This window comes from Pseudomonas sichuanensis, assembly GCF_003231305.1.
GTDB classification, from domain to species: Bacteria; Pseudomonadota; Gammaproteobacteria; order Pseudomonadales; family Pseudomonadaceae; genus Aquipseudomonas; species Aquipseudomonas sichuanensis.
On sequence record NZ_QKVM01000048.1, the window covers coordinates 1 to 19,972 of the forward strand.

General features: G+C 63.3%; 26 protein-coding genes, 1 tRNA gene and 1 pseudogene. 12 read left to right on the forward strand and 16 right to left on the reverse strand.

The window, feature by feature from the left end; all coding sequences use genetic code 11:
* The 3 genes from DM373_RS21785 to sohB form a co-directional block, all read right to left on the reverse strand.
* The coding region (locus DM373_RS21785) for a tyrosine-type recombinase/integrase (RefSeq protein ID WP_110995547.1) at nucleotides 1-840 on the reverse strand (840 nt) is incomplete at its 3' end.
* 139 nt (nucleotides 841-979) lie between these two features.
* Nucleotides 980-1,053 (reverse strand) — tRNA-Cys (locus DM373_RS21790).
* Nucleotides 1,054-1,198: 145 nt separating this feature from the next.
* Nucleotides 1,199-2,218, reverse strand: coding sequence for a protease SohB (gene sohB, locus DM373_RS21795; protein ID WP_110995613.1), 1,020 nt, complete (start codon nucleotides 2,216-2,218; stop codon nucleotides 1,199-1,201).
* A gap of 198 nt (nucleotides 2,219-2,416) precedes the next feature.
* Here sohB and DM373_RS21800 point away from each other — a divergent pair, with 198 nt between their 5' ends.
* From DM373_RS21800 to DM373_RS21815, 4 genes are all read left to right on the forward strand, one after another.
* On the forward strand, nucleotides 2,417-3,130 hold the full coding sequence (locus tag DM373_RS21800) for a histidine phosphatase family protein (protein WP_110995548.1): 714 nt from the start codon (nucleotides 2,417-2,419) through the stop codon (nucleotides 3,128-3,130).
* Between the two features lie 54 nt (nucleotides 3,131-3,184).
* A complete protein-coding gene (locus tag DM373_RS21805; protein ID WP_110995549.1) occupies nucleotides 3,185-3,502 on the forward strand; it encodes an SCP2 sterol-binding domain-containing protein in 318 nt (105 codons plus the stop codon).
* 188 nt (nucleotides 3,503-3,690) lie between these two features.
* Entirely contained in the window at nucleotides 3,691-4,758 is a 1,068-nt protein-coding gene (locus tag DM373_RS21810; protein ID WP_110995550.1) for a phosphotransferase family protein, read from the forward strand.
* Between the two features lie 34 nt (nucleotides 4,759-4,792).
* Entirely contained in the window at nucleotides 4,793-5,560 is a 768-nt protein-coding gene (locus DM373_RS21815) for an SDR family oxidoreductase (RefSeq protein WP_110995551.1), read from the forward strand.
* Between the two features lie 3 nt (nucleotides 5,561-5,563).
* On the opposite strand, the gene DM373_RS21820 is transcribed toward DM373_RS21815, so the two are convergent.
* A complete protein-coding gene (locus DM373_RS21820; RefSeq protein WP_110995614.1) occupies nucleotides 5,564-6,385 on the reverse strand; it encodes a class I SAM-dependent methyltransferase in 822 nt (273 codons plus the stop codon).
* 135 nt (nucleotides 6,386-6,520) lie between these two features.
* Between DM373_RS21820 and DM373_RS21825 the strand changes: the two genes are divergently transcribed.
* A complete protein-coding gene (locus DM373_RS21825) occupies nucleotides 6,521-7,594 on the forward strand; it encodes a helix-turn-helix domain-containing protein (RefSeq protein ID WP_110995552.1) in 1,074 nt (357 codons plus the stop codon).
* 7 nt (nucleotides 7,595-7,601) lie between these two features.
* On the opposite strand, the gene DM373_RS21830 is transcribed toward DM373_RS21825, so the two are convergent.
* Nucleotides 7,602-7,952 (reverse strand): hypothetical protein, encoded by a 351-nt coding sequence (locus DM373_RS21830; RefSeq protein WP_110995553.1) that lies wholly within the window; start codon nucleotides 7,950-7,952, stop codon nucleotides 7,602-7,604.
* A 232-nt stretch (nucleotides 7,953-8,184) separates the two neighbouring features.
* On the opposite strand from DM373_RS21830, the gene DM373_RS21835 reads away from it, so the two are divergent.
* From DM373_RS21835 to DM373_RS21850, 4 genes are all read left to right on the forward strand, one after another.
* On the forward strand, nucleotides 8,185-8,370 hold the full coding sequence (locus DM373_RS21835) for a hypothetical protein (protein ID WP_110995554.1): 186 nt from the start codon (nucleotides 8,185-8,187) through the stop codon (nucleotides 8,368-8,370).
* 73 nt (nucleotides 8,371-8,443) lie between these two features.
* A complete protein-coding gene (locus tag DM373_RS21840) occupies nucleotides 8,444-8,824 on the forward strand; it encodes a glycine zipper domain-containing protein (protein ID WP_110995555.1) in 381 nt (126 codons plus the stop codon).
* A 167-nt stretch (nucleotides 8,825-8,991) separates the two neighbouring features.
* Nucleotides 8,992-10,821, forward strand: a complete 1,830-nt coding sequence (locus DM373_RS21845) for an SLC13 family permease (RefSeq protein WP_110995556.1) — start codon at nucleotides 8,992-8,994, stop codon at nucleotides 10,819-10,821.
* Nucleotides 10,822-10,936: 115 nt separating this feature from the next.
* Entirely contained in the window at nucleotides 10,937-12,364 is a 1,428-nt protein-coding gene (locus tag DM373_RS21850) for a GGDEF domain-containing protein (protein WP_110995557.1), read from the forward strand.
* A gap of 1 nt (nucleotide 12,365) precedes the next feature.
* Here DM373_RS21850 and DM373_RS21855 read toward each other — a convergent pair whose 3' ends face one another.
* Nucleotides 12,366-13,127 (reverse strand): sulfite exporter TauE/SafE family protein, encoded by a 762-nt coding sequence (locus DM373_RS21855; protein WP_110995558.1) that lies wholly within the window; start codon nucleotides 13,125-13,127, stop codon nucleotides 12,366-12,368.
* Between the two features lie 100 nt (nucleotides 13,128-13,227).
* Between DM373_RS21855 and DM373_RS21860 the strand changes: the two genes are divergently transcribed.
* Nucleotides 13,228-14,127, forward strand: a complete 900-nt coding sequence (locus tag DM373_RS21860) for a LysR family transcriptional regulator (RefSeq protein WP_110995559.1) — start codon at nucleotides 13,228-13,230, stop codon at nucleotides 14,125-14,127.
* Between the two features lie 136 nt (nucleotides 14,128-14,263).
* Here DM373_RS21860 and DM373_RS21865 read toward each other — a convergent pair whose 3' ends face one another.
* Both DM373_RS21865 and DM373_RS21870 read right to left on the reverse strand, forming a co-directional pair.
* A complete protein-coding gene (locus DM373_RS21865) occupies nucleotides 14,264-14,458 on the reverse strand; it encodes a hypothetical protein (protein WP_110995560.1) in 195 nt (64 codons plus the stop codon).
* 464 nt (nucleotides 14,459-14,922) lie between these two features.
* Nucleotides 14,923-15,279 carry an SH3 domain-containing protein gene (locus tag DM373_RS21870; protein WP_110995561.1) on the reverse strand — a complete coding sequence of 119 codons (357 nt, stop codon included), beginning with the start codon at nucleotides 15,277-15,279 and terminating at the stop codon, nucleotides 14,923-14,925.
* Between the two features lie 376 nt (nucleotides 15,280-15,655).
* Here DM373_RS21870 and DM373_RS21875 point away from each other — a divergent pair, with 376 nt between their 5' ends.
* Nucleotides 15,656-15,841, forward strand: a complete 186-nt coding sequence (locus DM373_RS21875; RefSeq protein ID WP_110995562.1) for a hypothetical protein — start codon at nucleotides 15,656-15,658, stop codon at nucleotides 15,839-15,841.
* A gap of 94 nt (nucleotides 15,842-15,935) precedes the next feature.
* A complete protein-coding gene (locus DM373_RS21880; RefSeq protein ID WP_110995563.1) occupies nucleotides 15,936-16,136 on the forward strand; it encodes a hypothetical protein in 201 nt (66 codons plus the stop codon).
* 248 nt (nucleotides 16,137-16,384) lie between these two features.
* Here the strand turns inward: DM373_RS21880 and DM373_RS21885 are convergent, their stop codons facing one another.
* From DM373_RS21885 to DM373_RS29515, 8 genes and pseudogenes are all read right to left on the reverse strand, one after another.
* A complete protein-coding gene (locus DM373_RS21885; RefSeq protein WP_244215111.1) occupies nucleotides 16,385-16,699 on the reverse strand; it encodes a hypothetical protein in 315 nt (104 codons plus the stop codon).
* A complete protein-coding gene (locus DM373_RS21890) occupies nucleotides 16,692-16,985 on the reverse strand; it encodes a hypothetical protein (RefSeq protein WP_110995564.1) in 294 nt (97 codons plus the stop codon). The genes DM373_RS21885 and DM373_RS21890 overlap by 8 nt, the downstream gene beginning before the upstream one ends.
* Nucleotides 16,986-17,064: 79 nt before the next feature.
* A complete protein-coding gene (locus tag DM373_RS21895; protein WP_425272603.1) occupies nucleotides 17,065-17,274 on the reverse strand; it encodes a hypothetical protein in 210 nt (69 codons plus the stop codon).
* Nucleotides 17,275-17,287: 13 nt separating this feature from the next.
* The gene (locus DM373_RS21900) at nucleotides 17,288-17,785 is read right to left on the reverse strand and encodes a DUF2514 domain-containing protein (protein WP_425272604.1); all 498 of its coding nucleotides are present in this window, start codon (nucleotides 17,783-17,785) and stop codon (nucleotides 17,288-17,290) included.
* On the reverse strand, nucleotides 17,782-18,411 hold the full coding sequence (locus DM373_RS21905; RefSeq protein WP_110995565.1) for a glycoside hydrolase family 19 protein: 630 nt from the start codon (nucleotides 18,409-18,411) through the stop codon (nucleotides 17,782-17,784). The genes DM373_RS21900 and DM373_RS21905 overlap by 4 nt, the downstream gene beginning before the upstream one ends.
* 40 nt (nucleotides 18,412-18,451) lie before the next feature.
* Nucleotides 18,452-18,883 carry a phage tail assembly chaperone gene (locus DM373_RS21910; RefSeq protein WP_110995566.1) on the reverse strand — a complete coding sequence of 144 codons (432 nt, stop codon included), beginning with the start codon at nucleotides 18,881-18,883 and terminating at the stop codon, nucleotides 18,452-18,454.
* An 8-nt stretch (nucleotides 18,884-18,891) separates the two neighbouring features.
* Nucleotides 18,892-19,188, reverse strand: coding sequence for a gp53-like domain-containing protein (locus DM373_RS29785; RefSeq protein WP_425272605.1), 297 nt, complete (start codon nucleotides 19,186-19,188; stop codon nucleotides 18,892-18,894).
* 219 nt (nucleotides 19,189-19,407) lie between these two features.
* A pseudogene (locus DM373_RS29515) lies at nucleotides 19,408-19,971 on the reverse strand (phage tail protein); the annotation flags it as partial.
* Between the last annotated feature and the right edge of the window lies 1 nt (nucleotide 19,972).

A 19,972-nucleotide genomic window follows, 5' to 3' on the forward strand; every position in this document is an offset into this window, starting at 1 on the left:
ACGCAGGTCATGGAAGTGCAGGTCACGGACCAGGGCCGCTTTGCAAGCCCGGTGGAAGTACTGGCTCACCGAGTGCGGGGACAACGAGAAGATTTTCCCATCCAGCCGAACCGGCAAGCCGTCCAGCAACGCCCTGGCCTTGGAGGACAGCGGCACAAGCCGACGGCTGCCGTTCTTCGTGTCCTCCAGCAACACATGCTTGGCCTTCACGCTCTCACGGCGAAGGCCAAGCAGCTCGCTGCGCCGCATGGCAGTCTCGATCGCCAGTTCGATGATGGCCGGCATTTCCGCATGGATCTCCCCTGCCGCCTTCAACACCCCGTTGAGCTCGATGCTCATCGGCCGGCGGTCCCTCTCCTTTGCCCCCTTCGGCATCCTCAGCTTCATCACCGGGTTGCTCAGCCCCTCAATACCCCAGTCCTTGATCGCCACCGTATACAGGTGGCTGATGATCGCCAGGTCCAGCCGGACCGTGGCCGTGGACTTCCCCTCCTTGAGCGCATCATCCCTGTACAGCGCAAAGTCACTGGACTTCAAAGCGGCCAGGCTCTTGCCAGCGAAAGCGTGCTTCTTCCACTTGTTGATCCTGGTCAGCTCCTGCTTGGCGCCCTTCTTCATTGAGCTGATCTCACGGGCATACCGATCCAGTGCTTCAGCCAGCGTCGTTCGCTCGGCCTCGCGCATGTCGACGAACCGCGCTCGCGACATGTCGCCCTCGATCTCGGACGCCCAGCGCTGGGCCTCGGCCTTGGTGTCGAAGGTTGCTGATAGAGCTGGGTATCCCTTGCGGCGGATCTTCGCCCGCCATGCGCCGCCTGGGCGCTGTTCGAAAGTAGCCATGCTGCGGATTCTGCCGAGGGCTTGTGGGACGCGCAATTTCCTTCGGTGTCCCAGATTTGTCCCAAATGGGGACCCCTGGGGCAATCCGCAGGCATGAAAAAAGCCCCGCAACCTCAATGATTGCGGGGCTTTCGAATGGTGGAGGCCGAGGTCGGAATCGAACCGGCGTAGACGGATTTGCAATCCGGAGCATAACCACTTTGCTACTCGGCCTCAAAGTCGGAGTCAGCTTTCGCTATCTCCTTGAAACCGCTGGGCTTTTTCAAGTTCAGCTGCGTTTCGATGGAGGCCATTATGTCGGCAATCGATTGACCTTGCAACCCCCTTCAAGAAAAAAATCTTCAAGAGGTTCAAGGTGTTAGCGAAGGCGCCCAAGTTTGCTCCACAGCCCTACCAGGGTGTTCTCCACCGCGCCACTGGCAGCCACGCCAATACGCTCCTGCAGGCTCTTGCGCTCGGCAAAACGCAAGTGGAATACATTGGCCTCGCGGGCGCTGCGGCTCAGGTACTCGTCACTGGTGCCAAGCTCATCGACCAGATGGCGGTTGAGGGCCGCTATGCCCAGCCAGACTTCGCCGGTCGCCACCTCATCGATGTGCAACTGCGGACGGTAGCGGGCAACGAAGTCCTTGAACAACTGATGGGTGATGTCGAGGTCTTCCTGGAACTTCTCCCGGCCCTTTTCGGTGTTCTCGCCAAACACCGTCAGGGTGCGCTTGTATTCGCCAGCCGTGAGCACCTCGAAATCAATATCGTGCTTCTTCAGCAAGCGGTTCACATTGGGCAGTTGCGCCACCACGCCGATCGAACCGAGCACGGCGAACGGTGCGCTGACGATCTTCTCGCCGATGCAGGCCATCATGTAGCCGCCGCTGGCGGCGACCTTGTCGATGCAGATGGTCAGGGGAATGCCGGCTTCACGAATGCGCGCCAGCTGCGAAGCTGCCAGGCCGTAGCTGTGCACCAGGCCGCCGCCGCTTTCCAGACGCAGCACCACTTCGTCACGTGGTGTGGCCAAGGTCAGCAGCGCAGTAATCTCGTTGCGCAGGCTTTCGGTGGCCGAGGCCTTGATGTCGCCATCAAAGTCGAGGACGAACACCCGGCGTTTCTGCTCGGGCTTTTTCTTCTTCTGTTGCTTCTCGTCCTTCGCCTGCTGCTTGCGCAGCGCCTTGAGCTCGCCTTTGTCGAGCAGACCCGACTCCAGGCGCTCACGCAGCTCTTTATAGAATTCGTTGAGGCGGGTGACCTGCAATTGCCCACCCGGCTTGCGCCGCCCCTTGCCGCGCAGACCGGCGATGGCCGACAACACCATCAGGATGGCGATCACCAGCGTTGCGGTTTTGGCGAGAAAGCTTGCGTATTCGGCAAGAAACTCCACGTTGACTCCTTGATAGACCAGCGCCAGACAGGCACGAAATGCTTGCAGCATACCGGGCTGCCTGGGCTGCTGCCAGCCGTCGACAACGCCGGCAACACAGTTCAAACGACCTTTTCAAACGCTTGTATGTTTTTTCGTTGACAGCCTTGGCAGGGCATCCTAACCTCGCTGCAACCTCCAACCGGGCCGGACAACTTCGTGGGCAACCTCTACCTGATCCGACATGGCCAAGCCTCTTTCGGTGCCGCCGACTACGACGTCCTGTCGGCCGTAGGCGAGCGTCAGAGCCTGGCGCTGGGCGAGCACCTCGCCCAACTCGGGCTGCGCCTGGACCGTTGCGTCGCTGGCAGCCTGCGCCGCCAACAGGATACCGCCCGCCTGGCACTGCAAGCCTTGCACGCCAGCGGCAGCCAGCCCCCTGCCATCGAAACCGACCCGGCCTTCAACGAATTCGATGCCGACGGGGTGATCCGCGCCCTGCTCCCCAGCCTGCTGGCCGATGAACCCGAAGCGCTGCACGTGCTGCGCAACGGTGCGCAGAACCGCAGCGAGTTCCAGCGCCTGTTCGCCTTGATGGTACAGCGCTGGCACGCGGGTGAGCATGCCCACGACGACGACCTGGAAACCTGGCAGGCCTTCACTGGCCGAGTGGGTGGCGGTCTGCAGCGGCTGCTCGACAGCGCTGCCAGTGGTGAAAACATCGCCCTGTTCACCTCGGGTGGCACCATCGCCGCCCTGCTCCACCTGATTTGCGCAATCACGCCGGCGCAGGCATTCGCCCTGAACTGGCAGATCATCAACACGTCGCTCAGCCACCTGAAGTTCCGTGGCCGTGACGTGGTACTGGCCTCCTTCAACAGCCAAGCCCACGTGCAGCTGCTGAGGGCGCCGGAGCTCATCACCTACCGATGAACCCGGCCTGTTTTGTCCCTGCGGACTTGAATATCACTTAATAAGGAAAACACCATGAGCGATGTAGCAAAAGCCGTCGAGGCGATGAAAGCGAAATTCAACCCCGCCGCTGCCGCCGGCCTGGACCTGGTGTTCGGCTTCAACATCACCGACGAAGACAAGCACTACGCGCTGCTCGTCAAGGATGGCACCTGCGAGATCCAGGAAGGCGAGAACGCCGACGCCAACTGCACCCTGGTGCTGGACAGCGAGACCCTCAAGGGTATCGTCAGCGGTGAGACCGATGGCATGCAGGCCTTCATGGGCGGCAAGCTGCGCGTCGAAGGCGACATGATGCTGTCGATGAAGCTCAGCGAGCTGTTCCCGGCCTGATCGGCAGCGCGAACCGCGAATGAAAAAACCGAAGCGTCCTGCGCTTCGGTTTTTTTTTGCCTGCCCAGCATCAAGGCCATTGATCGACCGGCAACACCCCGACCAATAAGCGTCTGGCACGCTTGTACCAACAGCCATGGGAAATTAGATTAGCCAATAATCCTTGCTACAGATCATAAGGAAATCGCATGACGATCACCGATCAGTCCACCCAGGTCCGCCCCGGCGAAGAACTCGATGCCGCCGTCATCGATCCCTATCTGAAGGATCACATTCCCGGCCTTGAAGGCGTGCCGACCATCAGCCAGTTCCCCGGTGGCGCCTCCAACCTCACCTACCTGCTGGCCTACCCGCAGCGGGAGTTCGTGCTACGCCGCCCGCCGTTCGGGCACAAGGCCAAATCGGCCCATGACATGGGCCGCGAGTTCCGCATCCTCAACCGGCTCAACGAAGGCTTCCCCTACTGCCCCAAAGCCTACGTGCACTGCACCGATGAATCGCTGATCGGCGGCGAGTTCTATGTGATGGAGCGGGTCAACGGCATCATCCTGCGCTCGGACATCCCGGCCGGACTGAACCTTGACCCTGCCCGCACCGAAGCCCTGTGCAAGAGCTTCATCGACCGTTTGGTCGAATTGCACCAAGTGGACTACAACGCCTGCGGGCTGGCCGACCTGGGCAAGCCGGAAGGCTATGTACAGCGCCAGATCGAAGGCTGGGCCAGCCGCTATGAAAAGGCCCTGACGCCCGACGCGCCGCGCTGGGAGCAGGTCATTGCCTGGTTGCGCGAAAAAATTCCGGCCGACCACCCGCGCCCGGGCATCGTGCACAACGATTACCGCTTCGACAACGTCATCCTCGACAGCAACAACCCCATGCGCATCATCGGCGTGCTGGACTGGGAGATGGCCACCATCGGCGACCCGCTCATGGACCTGGGCAACAGCCTGGCCTACTGGATCGAGGCCAGCGACCCGGCACCGGTGCAACTGATGCGCCGCCAGCCCAGCAACGCACCGGGCATGCTGACCCGCCAACAGTTCGTCGACTACTACGCCGAGCGCGCCGGTATCACGCTCGACAACTTCGATTTCTATTACTGCTATGGCCTGTTCCGCCTGGCCGGCATCGTGCAGCAGATCTACTACCGCTTCTTCCACGGCCAGACCCAGGACAAACGCTTCGCCCAGTTCATCCACATGAACCGCCTGCTGGAGCAAATGAGCCTGCAACTGATCGACAAATCCCGCCTGTAAAACCCGGCAGCGACAGACAACAAGGAATACAAGCATGTCCAAGACCCAGCTGTTCGACCTCGACGGCAAGATCGCCTTCGTCTCCGGCGCCAGCCGCGGCATCGGTGAAGCCATCGCCCACCTGCTGGCCCAGCAGGGCGCCCATGTGATCGTCTCCAGCCGCAAGCTCGACGGCTGCCAGCAGGTGGCCGAGGCGATCATCGCCGCCGGCGGCAAGGCCACTGCGGTGGCCTGCCACATTGGCGAGATGGAGCAGATCCAGCAGGTGTTCGCCGGGATCCGCGAACAGTTCGGCCGCCTCGATATCCTGGTCAACAACGCCGCCACCAACCCGCAGTTCTGCAATGTGCTGGACACCGATCTGGGCGCGTTCCAGAAAACCGTCGATGTGAACATCCGCGGCTACTTCTTCATGTCGGTGGAGGCCGGCAAGCTGATGCGCGAACACGGCGGCGGCAGCATCATCAACGTGGCCTCGATCAACGGCGTGTCGCCCGGCCTGTTCCAGGGCATCTACTCGGTGACCAAGGCGGCGGTGATCAACATGACCAAGGTGTTCGCCAAGGAGTGCGCCCCCTTCGGTATCCGCTGCAACGCCCTGCTGCCGGGCCTGACCGACACCAAGTTCGCCTCGGCGCTGGTGAAGAACGACAGCATTCTCAACGCCGCCCTGCAACAAATCCCGCTCAAGCGCGTGGCCGACCCAAGCGAAATGGCCGGCGCCGTGCTGTACCTGGCAAGCAGCGCGTCCAGCTACACCACCGGCACCGCACTCAATGTCGATGGCGGTTACCTGTCCTGAGGCTCAGCCCTTGAGCGCCTGCAGCGTGTAGCTCAGCGGCAGGCGCCAGGGGGCTTCGATCAGGCGCCACTCACCGTCGGCGCCCTTTTCCATCTGCCCCGGCAACGCCTCCCAGGGGATGCTCCGGTGCTCCTCAAGGGCAGTCAGCCGCAGGCCATTGCCCAACAGTGCGCTGATCACCTCGCCCAGCCCGTGGTTCCACTCGTGGGTCTCGGTCTGCACCAGTGCCTGGTCGGTGTCCACGTAGGTCTGGTCGCTGTGCCACACGGTGGGCGCTTCACGCTCGAAATACGGGTAGTCCAGTTGCAACCGGTCCTGATGGTCCTCGTTGACTGCCATCAGCATCGGATGGCCATCGCGCAGGAACAGGCGCCCGCCCGGCTTGAGCAAGGCCGCCACCGTGCGCGCCCAGCGCTCGATGTCGGGCAACCAGCACAAGGCGCCGATGCCGGTGTAGATCAGATCGAAGCTGCCTGCCGGCAGCACCTGCTCGGCACGATAAACGTCCGCCTGCACATACTCGATGCTCGCGCCACAGCGCCCGGCCAGGCTGCGCGCCTGCGCCAGCGACGCCGCCGAGAAATCCAGGCCCCAGGCCTGGGCGCCAAGCCGAGCCAGCGACAGGGTATCGGTACCGATGTGACATTGCAGGTGCACCGCGCGCAAGCCGCGAAGGTCGCCCAGCCGTGGCAGGTCGAAACGCACGACCTCGGAAAGGTGCCCGGGATCGCGAACGAATGTCTCGACTTCATAATCCTTCGAGGCCGCGTGCAGCGGCGCGCGCTCATCCCAACTGGCGCGATTGAGTTCCAGTGATCGGCTCATGCGGTACATCCCTGTCCTGATGGAGTCAGATGCCACGTTAACCGCCCCTGCGCCGGCGCGGCAATACCCGTCAACCTGAGGTTGACAGCTCAGGTATACTGCGGCCTTCGGCCCCCGCCCAAGGATCCAGCACCCATGACGGAAAACAGCTTCGCCTTTCGCCTCAAGGAACTGCTCGAACACCACAAGCTGACCCTGCAAGCGGTTGGCACGGCCCTGGGGATATCGCGCACGGCGGTGCACAAATGGACGCGCGGCGGCGAGATCGACTACGACAACCTGCGCAAGCTGGCGGACTTCCTCAAGGTCAACTGGATCTGGCTGCGTTACGGCGAGGAAGCCCTGCACAGCGTGCAGCAGGCCGAAGTGGTCGAGCTGCCGATGACCGACGTGCGCCGGCGCTACACCGCCGAGATCATGGAGAGCGAAATGCGCATGAAGCTGGCCCAGGAAGGCGCGCGCATCGTCACCTGGGAGTGGAACCTGGTCAGCGACGAGGTCACCTACTCGCCCAACGTCGAGGCGGTGTATGGCTGGCGGGTACGGCGCAACGAGGATTTCTGGGCACATATCCACGCCGAGGACGCCCGCCACATGCAGGGCATGTACGCCCAGGCAGTCGCGCAAGGCACTGGCTGCGAGTGCGATTTTCGCATCACACGCCCCGATGGCAGCCAGCGCTGGATCGCCTCGCGCGCAACGGTATTGCAGGACAGCGTCGGGCGCCCGGTGAAGATGGTCGGCATCAGCATGGACAACACCGAACGCAAGGTCGCCGAGGAACACCTGCGCCAGAGCGAGGAACGCTTTCGCGCGATCTTCGAACTGGCCTGGGGGGCATTGGCCTATATCGACCCGGACGGCACCTGGCGACGGGTCAATGGCGGCCTCTGCGAATTGCTGGGCTACAGCGAGGGCGAGCTGTATGCCATGACCTTCCAGCAACTGACCCACCCCGACGACCTGCCGGACAACCTCGTGCTACTAGGACGCATGCTGGCCGGCGAAATCGAGCGCTATGAAGTGGAAAAACGCGTGCGGCACAAGGATGGCCGCTTTATCTGGGTGCGCGCGCGCACTTCGCTGCAACGGCATGCCGATGGCCAGCCGGAGCACCTGATCAGCGTGTTCGAGGACATCGGTGCCGAGCGCGAAGAGCACGAGCGTTTGCAGGCGCATATTGCCGGGCTGGAGGCGCGGCTGCGCTAAGCGCAGCCTACAGGCAGGTCGCCGCTGCCGCCCGGCGCTGCAGGGCCATGCCGTCGTTGTGCTGGGCGTAGTAATCCACCCGCGTGCCGCCGGCCTGGGCGTAGACATCGACGAACGATTCCGCCTCGCGGGTATACACGGTGAAACCGCCCGCCTTGCGCGCTTCAAGGTAGCCGCTGGCATCCACGCCAAAGGTCTTCTCTTCCTGCCAGCTGAACTGGATGCACTGGGCGACCACATCCGGGGTCTTGTGCGAGTCCAGGCGTGCGGTCGGCGCGCCGGTACGCGCTGTCTCCATGGTCGACGACGCACAGCCCACCAGCAGCAGCGCCACAGTCATCGGCAGAATCGCTCGCATGTTCCATCCTCGGGACAAAAAAGAACGCGACTCTAGCACGGCAAACCAGGGTTCGGCGTCTGTCCCGACCTGATTCAGTGCCAGCCATGTGCACGACGTTTCGCCCACCCGCCCTGGCCTGGATGCCGCTTATCGCCAGGGCACCAATATTTTGCGGGGTAAAGAAACCAAATCGATCGACCAAGGTCTCAGCGAGTACCCGGTAAACCTTTACCGATCAAGGACCTATATCTTGAAGACTCGCCTCGCAAGCCTTTCGCTGATCACCGCCGTGCTGTTGCTTGGCGGCTGCTACAGCCACCACTACCACGACGATGATGATGGCTGGCGCGACGGTGATCGCGGCCACCGCCATCACCACCGCCATGATCGCGATGACGACGACGATCGCCAGTACCGTGACCGCTACCAGCGCTGAAGCGTCTTCCCAACCTTGATTCGCCGCCCGCAAGGCGGCACCCCACCCCGATGATTCCTCTGAGGTTCACAACATGCGTCTGACTCTGCCTTCCCTCGCCCTCGGCCTGCTGCTCTGCCAGGGTGCTTTCGCCGGTGACGGTACCGCGGCCATCGGCGGTGGCCTGGGCGGCGCCTTGGGTAACGTGGTCGGTAAACAGATCGGCGGCAGCACCGGCGCCGCCATCGGCGCAGGCCTGGGCGGCGCGGCCGGCAGCGCCGTCGGTGCACGCAAGGGCAACCGCACCGAAGCAGCCATTGGTGGCGGCCTGGGTTCGGCCGGCGGCTCGCTGATCGGCGGCAAGCTCGGCGGCTCCAATGGTTCGACCATCGGCGCGGGCCTGGGCGGTGCGGCCGGTGGCGCCATCGGCAACCACATGGGTGACAGCAACCGCAAACACAAGCACCGTCACTGATCGACGCTGACACCCTCGCGGGCGGTGCAGGCTTGTTACATGGCCGCACCGCCCGCGATCGTTTCGCCCGGCAAAACATTGCAGCACGTCAACGACGCATTCGCGTCAAGCTGCCACACTAGGGCCATCGCTTTTCGCGCCCTTGTGTGAAGGAACACCCCCTCCCCATGAACCAAGAGTTGCTCTGGGTCCTCGGCCTGCTGGCCGTCGTCGTCGTGCTGTTCATCATCAACCGCCCACGCATGGACGTGGTTGCGTTGCTGGTGATCCTCATCCTGCCGCTCACCGGCATCCTTACCGTGGACCAGGCCCTGGCCGGTTTCAGTGACCCCAACGTGGTACTGATCGCTGCACTGTTCGTGATCGGCGAAGGCCTGGTACGCACCGGCATCGCCTACCGCATCGGCGAATGGATGAGCGAGCGCGCCGGCAACAGCGAGGCGCGCCTGCTGGTGCTGCTGATGGTGGCGGTGGCCGGCCTGGGCTCGGTGATGAGTTCCACCGGGGTGGTGGCGATCTTCATCCCCGTGGTGCTGAGCATTGCCGCGCGCCTGAAACTCCCCCCCAGCCGGCTGATGATGCCGCTGAGCTTCGCCGGGCTGATCAGCGGCATGCTCAGCCTGGTGGCCACGCCACCCAACGTGGTCGTGCACAGCGAGCTGATGCGCCACGGCCAAAGCGGCTTCGGCTTTTTCAGTTTCACCCCGTTCGGCCTGGTGGTGCTGGTACTGGGCATTGGCTACATGCTGCTGACCCGCCACTGGCTCAATGGCGAAGTGCGAAAGGATGGTCGAGTGGAAACCCGCCGCACCCTGCTCGACCTGGTGCTGGACTACAAACTCAACGGTCGCGAACGCCGCCTGCGCATCCGCCCGCACTCGCCGCTGATCGGCCATACCCTGGGCGAACTGGAACTGCGCACCCGGCATGGCGCCAACGTGGTCGGCATCGAACGCCAGCACAAGTTCACCACCCGGGTGATCGCCGCCGACTCGGGCACCGTGCTGCAGCAGGGGGATATCCTGCTGCTCGACCTGTTCGCCAACCGCGACGACCTGCGCAGCCTGTGCCAGACCATGCAACTGGAGCCGCTGCACTTCAAGGCGGCCTACTTCATCGACCAGTCCCAGGAGCTGGGGATGGCGGAAGTGTCGCTGCCGCCAGGCTCGCAACTGATCGGCAAGAGCATCCTCGAACTTGCGTTCCGTACCCGCTACGACCTCAACGTGGTGGGGCTGCGGCGCGACCAGCTGGCCATCGAGGAGCAACTGGTCGAAGAAAAGCTGCGCCTGGGCGACACCTTGCTGGTAGTCGGCCCGTGGAAAGCGGTGCGCCAGCTGCAGGCCAAGCCCCGCGACTTCCTGGTGCTGAGCCTGCCGGCCGAGATCGACCAGGTGGCACCCGCAAGCGCCCGGGCGCCTTATGCCTTGCTGAGCCTGGCGGTGATGGTCGGGTTGATGGTCAGTGGCCTGGTGCCCAACGTGCTCGCCGCGCTGATCGGCTGCCTGCTGATGGGCGCGGGGCGCTGCATCGACATGAACAGCGCCTATCGCGCCATTCACTGGCAGAGCCTGGTGCTGATCGTCGGCATGCTGCCGTTCGCCCTGGCGCTGCAGAAGACCGGCGGCATCGACCTGGCGGTGGGCGCCCTGGTGAGCCTGCTCGGCGATGCCGGGCCAAGCGCGATCCTCGCCTGCCTGTTCGCCGTCACCGCAGTCATCGGCCTGTTCATCTCCAACACCGCCACTGCCGTGTTGATGGCGCCGGTGGCCATCAGCACCGCGCAACAGTTGGGCATGTCGCCCTACCCGTTCGCCATGACGGTCGCGCTCGCGGCATCGGCTGCGTTCATGACCCCGGTGTCGTCACCCGTCAACACCCTGGTGCTGGGCCCCGGGCAGTATCGCTTTGCCGACTTCGTCAAGGTCGGAGTGCCGTTCACCTTGCTGGTGATGCTGGTGACCGTGCTGATGGTGCCGTGGGTTTTTGGCTTGTAATCTGACGCAGTATTCAGGAAATTCCCGGCGAATTGACATCAATTGGCGACTTGAAACAAACTGACGCGACTTTGCCCCAGGTGCCTACGGCCGTTTTCCTGGATTCCGTCTTCGCTTGCCGGTCGAGCTTATGGTGTCTCCAGTTCCGTCGCGCCTACTGCCTTTGGCCATCCTGTTCGGCTTGACGCTCGCCCTGACACTTACGGGCATCCTGGCCAGGCCGATCGAATCCCTGTCGTTGTTCTGGCCGGTCAACGCCGTGCTTGCCGGCGTATTGCTGCGCAACCCGCGCCAGGCCACGGCGGCCGGCTTCGGCCTGATCTACCTGGGGATGGTCGCTGCCGACCTGGCCACCGGCTCCGCCTGGCAACCGGCCCTGTGGTTCAACCTGTGCAACCTTGGCGCCATCCTCAGCATCTGGTACCTGATGGCCCGTTTGCCACGGGTTCACAGGCGCCTGCGCACCCCCCACGGCACCCTGTGCCTGTTCGGCGCCTGCGCTGTCGGAGGCATGGTGGCCGCCAGCCTGGCCTGCGTCATGGCCGCGCCGTGGTTCGAACAGTCATTGCGCGCCACCTGGCTGGCCTGGTTCAGCGAGCAGTTCTCCACCAGCGTGCTGGTCCTGCCGGTCCTGCTCACCGCACCCTCGCCCCGCGCCTTCACCCGCAGCTCCAGCCAGCCGATCTCCCTGGCCCCGCTGCTGGTGATGCTGGCCTCGCTGGCCTTGAGCATCTTTTTCGGCGGGCCGGGGGCGATTGCCTTCCCGATCGCCGCGCTGCTGTGGTGCGCCTTGAGCTACTCGCCCTTTCTCGTTTCGTTGCTGACCCTCACTGCCGGCAGCACCTTGATCGTTGCCGTGGCGCAGAACCTCATGCACTTCAGCGTGCCGCAGAGCGAGCCTGGCGTGACCACCTTGATGTCGGCACGCCTGGGCATCGCCATGCTGGTGCTCGGCCCGCTGGTGGTGGCTTGCGTGAGCAATGCCAACCGCAGCCTGATGGCGCGCCTGGCGCACCAGGCCACCATCGACCACCTCACCGGTACCCTCACCCGCAGCGCCTTCACCCGCCGCGCCAATGGCCTGCTCGACAGCCGTCAGCAGCAGGCTCCGGCCCTGCCGTTGACCCTGATGATGCTCGACATCGATCATTTCAAGACCATCAATGACCGCCACGGCCACGCGGTGGGTGACCTGGTACTGCGCCAGTTTGCCGACACCCTGCAGGACCAGTTGCACGACGGCGAACTGTTCGCCCGCCTGGGTGGCGAGGAGTTCGCCATTGTCGTCCTGGGGCTCGCGCCGGAGTTGGCCAGGTTCACTGCCGAACGCCTGCGCCGGGCCGTTCAGGACCTGCAGTTCGCCCAGGCCGGGCAGCGCCTGCAGATCACGGTCAGTATCGGTATCGCCGGCTGCACCAGTGACGTTGCCGCGCCCAGCCTCGATGTGCTGCTGGCCAGGGCCGACCAGGCGCTGTACCGCGCCAAGGCCCACGGCCGCAACCGTATCGAGCTGGCCGAGGCCCAGCGCCAGATCGTGGTCTGACTCAGCCGGTGAACAGGTCCCAGCTCAGTTTGGCGATCAGCACACAGAGCAGAATCAGGAACAACCCGCGCACGAACCCCGCCCCCTTGCGCACCGCCAGCCAGGTACCCGTCAACGCGCCGAGGATGTTGAACAGCGCCATCGGCAGGGCAATCGCCCACAGCACATTGCCCGAAGGGATGAAGAACACCAGGGCCGCCAGGTTGGTGGCAATGTTCACCAGCTTCGCCGAGGCAGAGGCATGCAGGAAGTCGAGGGCGAAGAAGCGAATGAACAGGAAGATCAGGAAACTGCCGGTACCCGGCCCGAACAGGCCGTCGTAGAAACCGATGGCGCCACCGATCAACACCGCCAGGCATTGCTCCTTGCGGCCAATGACGGTGGGCTTGTGCAAGGTACCGAAGTCCTTCTTGCAGAAGGTGTACACGGCCATCAGCACGATCATCGCCAGCACCATCGGCCGCATCACGCTGGCCGGCACCAGCGACACGGTGGCCGCGCCGCAGAACGACATGACGAAGGCGCTCAGCGCCGCCGGCACGATCAGCCCCCAGTCCAGTTGCACCTTGCGGATGAACGAACGCGCGGCAAAGCTGGTGCCACAGACCGACGCCAGTTTGTTGGTCCCCAGCAGCGCGGCTGGCTGCGCAGTGGGCAACACGTTGAACAGGGCCGGGATCTGGATCAGCCCGCCGCCACCCACGGCGGCGTCGATCAGGCCAGCGGCGAAGGCAAACAGCGAAAGCAGGGCGATATCCATCATGTCGGCAGTCCAGGCGGCAATAAGCAGGCCGCCAGACTAATCAAAGCGCCGCGCTTGTGTTGAAATGCCACGTTGCGAAAACTGCAACGAGGAACAGCCCATGGCCCTGGACATGCTGCGTGAGATCCAAGCATTCGTCAGCGTTGCGCACAAGCGCAGCTTCGTCAGCGCGGCCCGCGCCCTGGGCCGCTCGCCCAGCGCCGTTACCCGCGCGGTGCAGGCACTGGAAGATAACAGCGGAGCCAAGTTGTTCAACCGCAGCGCCAGCACCGTGACCCTCACCGAAGCCGGCGAACGCCTGCTGCCCCATGCCGAGCGCTTGCTGGATGTGCAACGCGATGCCGCCGACGAACTGGCCGCGCTGGCGGGCAGCGCGCAAGGCTGGATCCGCCTGGCCGCACCCGAGGTTCTGGCCCAGCAGGTACTGCCGCAGGTACTGGCCGAGTTCTCCAGGCGTCATCCGCAGGTGACCCTCGATGTGCAGTTCAGCGACCAGGCGCTCGACCCGCTGCTGGGCAAGCTCGATTTCGTCATCCGGGGCGCATTCCCCCAGTCCAGCGAGCTGATCGGCTACCCGCTGTGGAGTTACCGCCGACACCTGTATGCCAGCCCGCAGTACCTGGTTCGCGAGGGCACACCCCAGGGGCTGGAGGATCTGGAGCAGCACGCACTGATCCTGCACACCGCGCCACGCATCCTCAAGGCCTGGCACTTCTGCCGCGAGGGGCACATCACCAGCCTGCGGCCACAACCACGGTTGCGCCTGGGCTCAGGTGTCGCAGTGCTGCAAAGCACCCTGGCCGGCGCCGGCATCGCCCGGCTGGCCGACTGGCTGGCCGAACCCGAGGTGCGCGCCGGGCGCCTGGTGCGGGTCTGCGCCGATTACCACCTGACATCCAGCAGCGGCCAGGACCCGCAGATGCATGCGCTGTACCCGGCAGGCGACGTGCCGACCCGGGTACGCGAGCTGCTGCAGGCCCTGCGCGCCGCGCGTCCGTGAACACAAAAACAGAGGGTGAAAACGCTGTTCACTTTCTGCTCAATTTGACAGAAGCCACGGACCACTAGGCCCAGAGAACTTTATCCACAGACCTACCCACGTTTTTTGTGGACAGTTTCGGCAACGCTTGCAGGAATTATCTGAGCTTCAGCAATGCCGTATTGGCCAACCTGACCAGTTCGATCCATTCACTTGCACTGATCACTCCAGAATGCTCCAACGCTTCGGCACTGCGCAGCGCCTGATCGTAGTCCTCCTCATGCAGGATGCCCTCTGCGAGATAGCGACTGCGCCACTCCAGCAACGCTGCAGTGTCTTTCTTGCATTCCATAGTGCGTATTGTCTCCAAGGCAAGTGATCGGCCCGTGTTCCCGGGCCCTTTTTACGGGGGCGGGAGACTACACGAGCACCTTGCACTTGAGAATGACTTGCAGCTACCGCCTGTCTAGACGACTTCGGCAAATGGCCAAGGGCCGGAGGGAGAAAATCGAGCCCGCCTTGATGCCAGACGGGCTGAGGGATGAAGCGCGGGTTTTCAACCTGGCGGAATGGTACCCAGCAAACCGATCATGATAGTCAGCAGCAGAAAACCACCCAGGAACAGAGCAAGCTTGCCCATCGGAACCTCTACAGTGTGATGACGGAACAGCGGGGCCGGCCGATGCGGGTGCAGAGCAGCACAACCGGCCCGGTGTTTGCCGGTTCGCAAGCGCCGGGCCTGGAAGGTATTGTCGGCTCGACGCTGATACGGTTACAGATTCAGGTTCGTGGAAAAAAAGCAGATCAGATGAACTTTCAGCAGCCCAGCAAGCGCAGTTTCTGCTGCGGCAGCCAGCCCAGTTCGCCGTTGCGCAAGTTGCGACACCACAGCCAGCCGTTCAGTGGCCGCAGGCCTTCGACCTGCTGGCCCGGATCGATGTCCAGTTCATGGGCGCAATAAGCCTCCACTGCCCTGCCCCGGTCGACGCCGATCCGCTCGATCACCTGCGCCGGTACCCAGCCCGGCACCTGCCCGCTGCAACTGCACAGGTACCAGTCCTGCCAAGGTTCCTCGCCCTCGTAGCGCTGACCGATGTCCAGCAACGTGCCGCCGGCGAAGGTGATGGGGGTGGGGTATTCACTGCGGTGGTGCTCTATGACGACGTACTTCACATGCCTCTCCCTGGCGGTGAAAAGCGTCGATGCTAGCAGAAACCGCCAATGCGGGATCGCCGGGGCCGGCAACTTCGCGCGCAAGGCAATTGCAACATATCGTTTCGACTCATTCGAAGACGTCCTACGGCGCCTGGTCCATTATCGACGCTGTGTGTATGGCTTAAGCCCAACCATGCCAAGGCTTCTGGCGCGTCCGTTGGAGAACACCCAAAAATCAAGCCCTGCTCTATTCGTAGGACCAATCTGAATGTTCTGTAGTCGAATTACCGCCAACTCAGGAAGCGTGTATGAATGATCAGTATTGGCACGCGGAATGAGCTGATACCTTCGTTGGCTCTAACAACGGCAAGGAGGCCCTTCATATGAGATCGACATGGATCAGTACCACACCTCCGCCCTCTCCCTGCAGAAACATCTGCTGAACCTGCGCCAGGAACTGGTGCGGTTGAAGGCAGACGGCCAACTGGAAAAGGCAGATCACCTCGCCGGGTTGATCGCGCATATCGAACTTACGCTGGCTGACATGGCCTCGCCCTTCAGGTCACCGACGTTGCAGTGAACACAGGGGTTGGGCGAGCGTTTGGCCTGGAGGGTGGTAACCTAGGGCTCGAGCAGAATGCCACTCACCCTCAGGCACCAGGAAGATCCGACACGTGCACGACGCACTCGATAGTCTACTAAGCGCGATTGGCAGCATTTTCGAAGCCATCGGCAACCTCTGCAATGCACTGCTCAACTGGCCAAGTTTCGACAAGCCACGCCGGGTGTTCACCCGAGGCTTCGTGGCGTTCTGCGTGCTGGTTGCGGTGCTGGAGTTGTGGTTCTTGAATGCGACGTTCGGGCAGGGTGCCTGATGGGGGAAGCGGCGGGGATGACCATGCCCCAGAAACGCAAAAAGCCCTGAATAATCAGGGCTTTGAATGTGGCGGAAGCGTAGAAATTCGAACTTTAGGATAGTTGCCCATCGACGGTTTTCAAGACCGTACCATAAGCCCAGCAATTGCAAGGCGTCAACGCCAAAATCGATTCCAAAACAAAGACGAAACGGCACGGCTACAGGCCGCATACTGCAAGGGTCGCCGTTTCAGTTTTGGAACCGATTTCACCCCCTCTCCGGCGCTCCGCCGACGACGATCCGTCCTGGCTCGTCCCTCTCCCACTCAGCAGCAGATTCATACTGAAACAGCCCGATGTGAAAGGCCTCCTCATGCTCGAGCAGCGCCCACTCACGAGCAGCCTCGGCAAACTCCAGCATCTCGGAAAGCTCACCGCTGTCGATCTCGCAGCGGCGATGGGCGGCATAGGCCATCTCGCACAGCACAGCGGCGCGCCCGTCAGGATCCGTGACCAGGGCGGACTGATCGTTGAGCTCATCCAGCCAGGCCGCTGGGAGCTGAATGGCTGTGCGCTTATTCAACACGGCACCACCAGGACTGCGCGTACAGAACGCCGTCGATCTCCTCCACGCCGGTGATGTTCATCCCGAGCGTGGCCATGCCAGTCACTTTTGCATCGAGCAGCGGCGGGATAACGTCCGGGCCTGGCGTGTGATTGAACACCGTGGCCTGGGTGGTGACCCGGCCAAGCACTGGGCTGTGATGCTCGCCGATCTGAATGTCAGCCCTGAATGACTGGGCCTTGCGCAGCTGGTCGGCCGGGATAGCAATACCGCGCTCCCGTCGACGAACGAGGTTGAAGTACATAGGGCACCGATACTGTATAAAAACACAGTATCGTATAGAGCGACCTCATCACAGGCAACGCCCGATCGGCGGCACCCGGTCAGTGGCTGGTGTAACCAGGTCCGCCGAGCACTTGCAGCTGGTAGTCGATAATGGCCTGGAACAGCGACTCAGCCAGGATCCTCAGGCGCTCAACCTCTTCAGGCGGAGCGCCAAGATCCCTCGCTTCGTGGTAAAGCCTCATGGCCTCGACTGCCTGCTGCATTTGCGGGGAGTCCGGCATGATCACTTTTTCTAGGCTGCGCTTCACGGCTCAGCTCCAGTCATTCGACCAGGGCAGTATAGGACCCCTCGCAGGTCAGCCCCGCTATTCGGGCGCGGTCATATGCTGCCGCCAGCTCTCGATTCGTATCGACAGCCCGCTCGAGCAGGTCGGAGAGCACCATGGCGGCGCGGGTGGCTGCCTGGCCTCTGGCGATAGCGCCGGAATCCGTGGCGGGGCAACTGACGGCGGCGGCGAACTGGGCGGCGTCACCGCGCAGCCGCTGGCCAGCAGCATCAGCGCTGGCAGCACCAGCATCAGCAATCGTTCGTTGTTCCTGCGCATGCGCCCTCACCTCTTCCATGACCGCCTCGCGGCGATTCTCTTCTTTCCGGGCGTCACGCTCGCCCAGCAGCTCGGCCAGGCGATCGCCGCTGTCGCGCTTGGCTGATGCCTGCTCAGCCTCTGCACGCTCAACAGACCGGCCATGCTCGTAGGCGCCCCAGTAGGACGCCACCACCAGAAGCAGCGCGATGACGCGCATGCCCCAGCCGTTCACGCCAGCACCTTCAGCGCCAGGTCATACAGCGCCTTACGCTCTGCTGCGCCATGCGGCACCCGGCCCGACTGGCCGGTATTGATCACACTGCCGATGTCCTGGATGCGGCCGGCGTCGGCCAGCTCGTTCAGGCCATGCTTCGCCCACCACCAGGCGGCGGACTGGGCGGCATGCTCGGGCTGCTCGAGCAGTTCAGGCTGATCTTCCAGCGGCAGGCCCAGGCCGGCGGCGGCGGCGCGGTAGTTCGAGCGGCCGGTAAGCTGGATCAGGCCGCGCCCCTTGAATCGCCATCCATCGCCCGAGGTGTCCGCGCCGTTGCCCATCCGGCCGCCGTATACCTCGTTGGCGATTTTCTCGGGCTGGCGGGCGTAGGTGCCGGCGTTCTTTGGGGTGAACCGGTTTGGCCAAGTGCGTACCAAGGCCTCGGCGCTGTAGTTCAGGTTCTCGACTAGGCTGCGCAGTTGGCCAGACTCGTGGCCAACCTGGGCCAGGAATGCGGCCATGCGCACGCGACTGTCGATCTTCCAGCGCAGTGCGGCGCGGTTCAGCGCAGGCAAAAAAATGCCCGCTACTGGGCGGGCTTTGGGAAGAATCTGCAGCAATTGCTGCTCGGTAAGTGGTGTCATGCTCTCTCCAGGCAAGAAAAAGCCCCGACAGTGCGGGGCTTCATTGGGTTTGTTCTGCGATCCAGGGCGGTGCCACGGGGCGCTGCGCGCGGTCGGGGAAGGCTTCAGACTGGGGCCAGTCGCGCAGCTGCTGCATGTACTCCAGCAACTCGGTGAACTGCCCAGGCGTCAGGGTGGTGGCCGCGCCGATCTCCAGCTGATCGCGGTGGCGATCACGCAACCAGACCAGCGGGCTCAGCGTGCTGTCCCGCCAGCGGCGCTCGTCTTCGGCCTGGTCCGCCGGTGAGGGCGGCGGCGGATCGATCAGCACGGGCAGGCCGGCGGCGTCATGTTCGCGTAGTTTGCCCAAGGGCGGATTGGCAATCACCGCCATGTAGCGCTCCTCGGTAATCTGCACGGCATCCGCCGGCATACTGTCGTGAATGCCTTCCAGGTAGGTGCAGCCGGTGGCCCTGCTGTAAAATCGTTGCATACAGATCCTTAGTAGCCGATGGCCAACCAGTTGTATGTGTTGGTGCCCGTCGCATTTGTCGCACTGATGAGCGCGCTACCGCTGAGGTTCGTCTTGGTTCTGACCATGACAACAGCCGCGCCGTTGTCGGTCTGCATGTTCACGCAAGCGAAAACACAGGCCGACGGGAAGGCGACCGGCAAAGACAGCGCGATGTTCTCTCCCGTGTGGCTTGTGGTCGCCCACTGCACAATCAGCCCGCCCATCCAGGTAGGGAAAATGATGTAGCCGTTGGCGGCCAGGCTAACCGCGAAGCCCCAGCGCATCTTCTTCGGCGTAACCGCTACGGTGTCCAGTTCGCCCGCGTCGACCTCGGCCTGCGTGCCGATCCGAAGCACACCGCGCAACACCTCCGTTGCGTTGGCCGCCGCCGAGCGGAGCGCCTGGAATACACGCAGCGGGCTCAGCCACTTGTTCGAGACGGTGCCTTCCTCGGCTTCGACCTTACTCGCATGGTCGCTTGTTGAGACGCCATCGGTGATGCCGTAGTCGGCCAGCGTGGTCGACTTCTTGCCCAGCAGCACACGGAACGTCAGCGCCGTGGCGCCGAGCGTGGGGGGCTCGGTGTTGGTCAGCTGCCACACGGTCAAGCTGTTGACCGTGCCGGCCTGCACCGACACCAGGTGACCCGGCGTGCACTCGGCGCTTTCGTTGGCGTCCTGCGCACGCACCCAGGCGTTGGCAGACACGGTGTAAATCCAGTTCTGCGAGGCGGCCGCCTGATCCTTGACCAGCACCCGATCACCGGCGACCAGCGCTACACCGTCGACGGTCTGCAGCCCACTCAAACCGATAGGCCCGGTGGTGGCGCAGCGCACCGACTTCTTGTAGTCCGACGACGCCATGGTTTGGATAGCGCGCAGCAGCTGTGCACGGTCGGCCTCATCAGGCACCATGCCGGCCGCCTGGATCACGCCAAGCAATTCGGCCATCAGGGCGTTCGCCCAATCAGCCGGAATCAACGATCCCGGCGTACCTGCAGCCGGGTCCTCATCTACAAATTTGCCATTGACAAGCCCGGCGTTGGGCAAGCTCTTTGGATAGTCCACT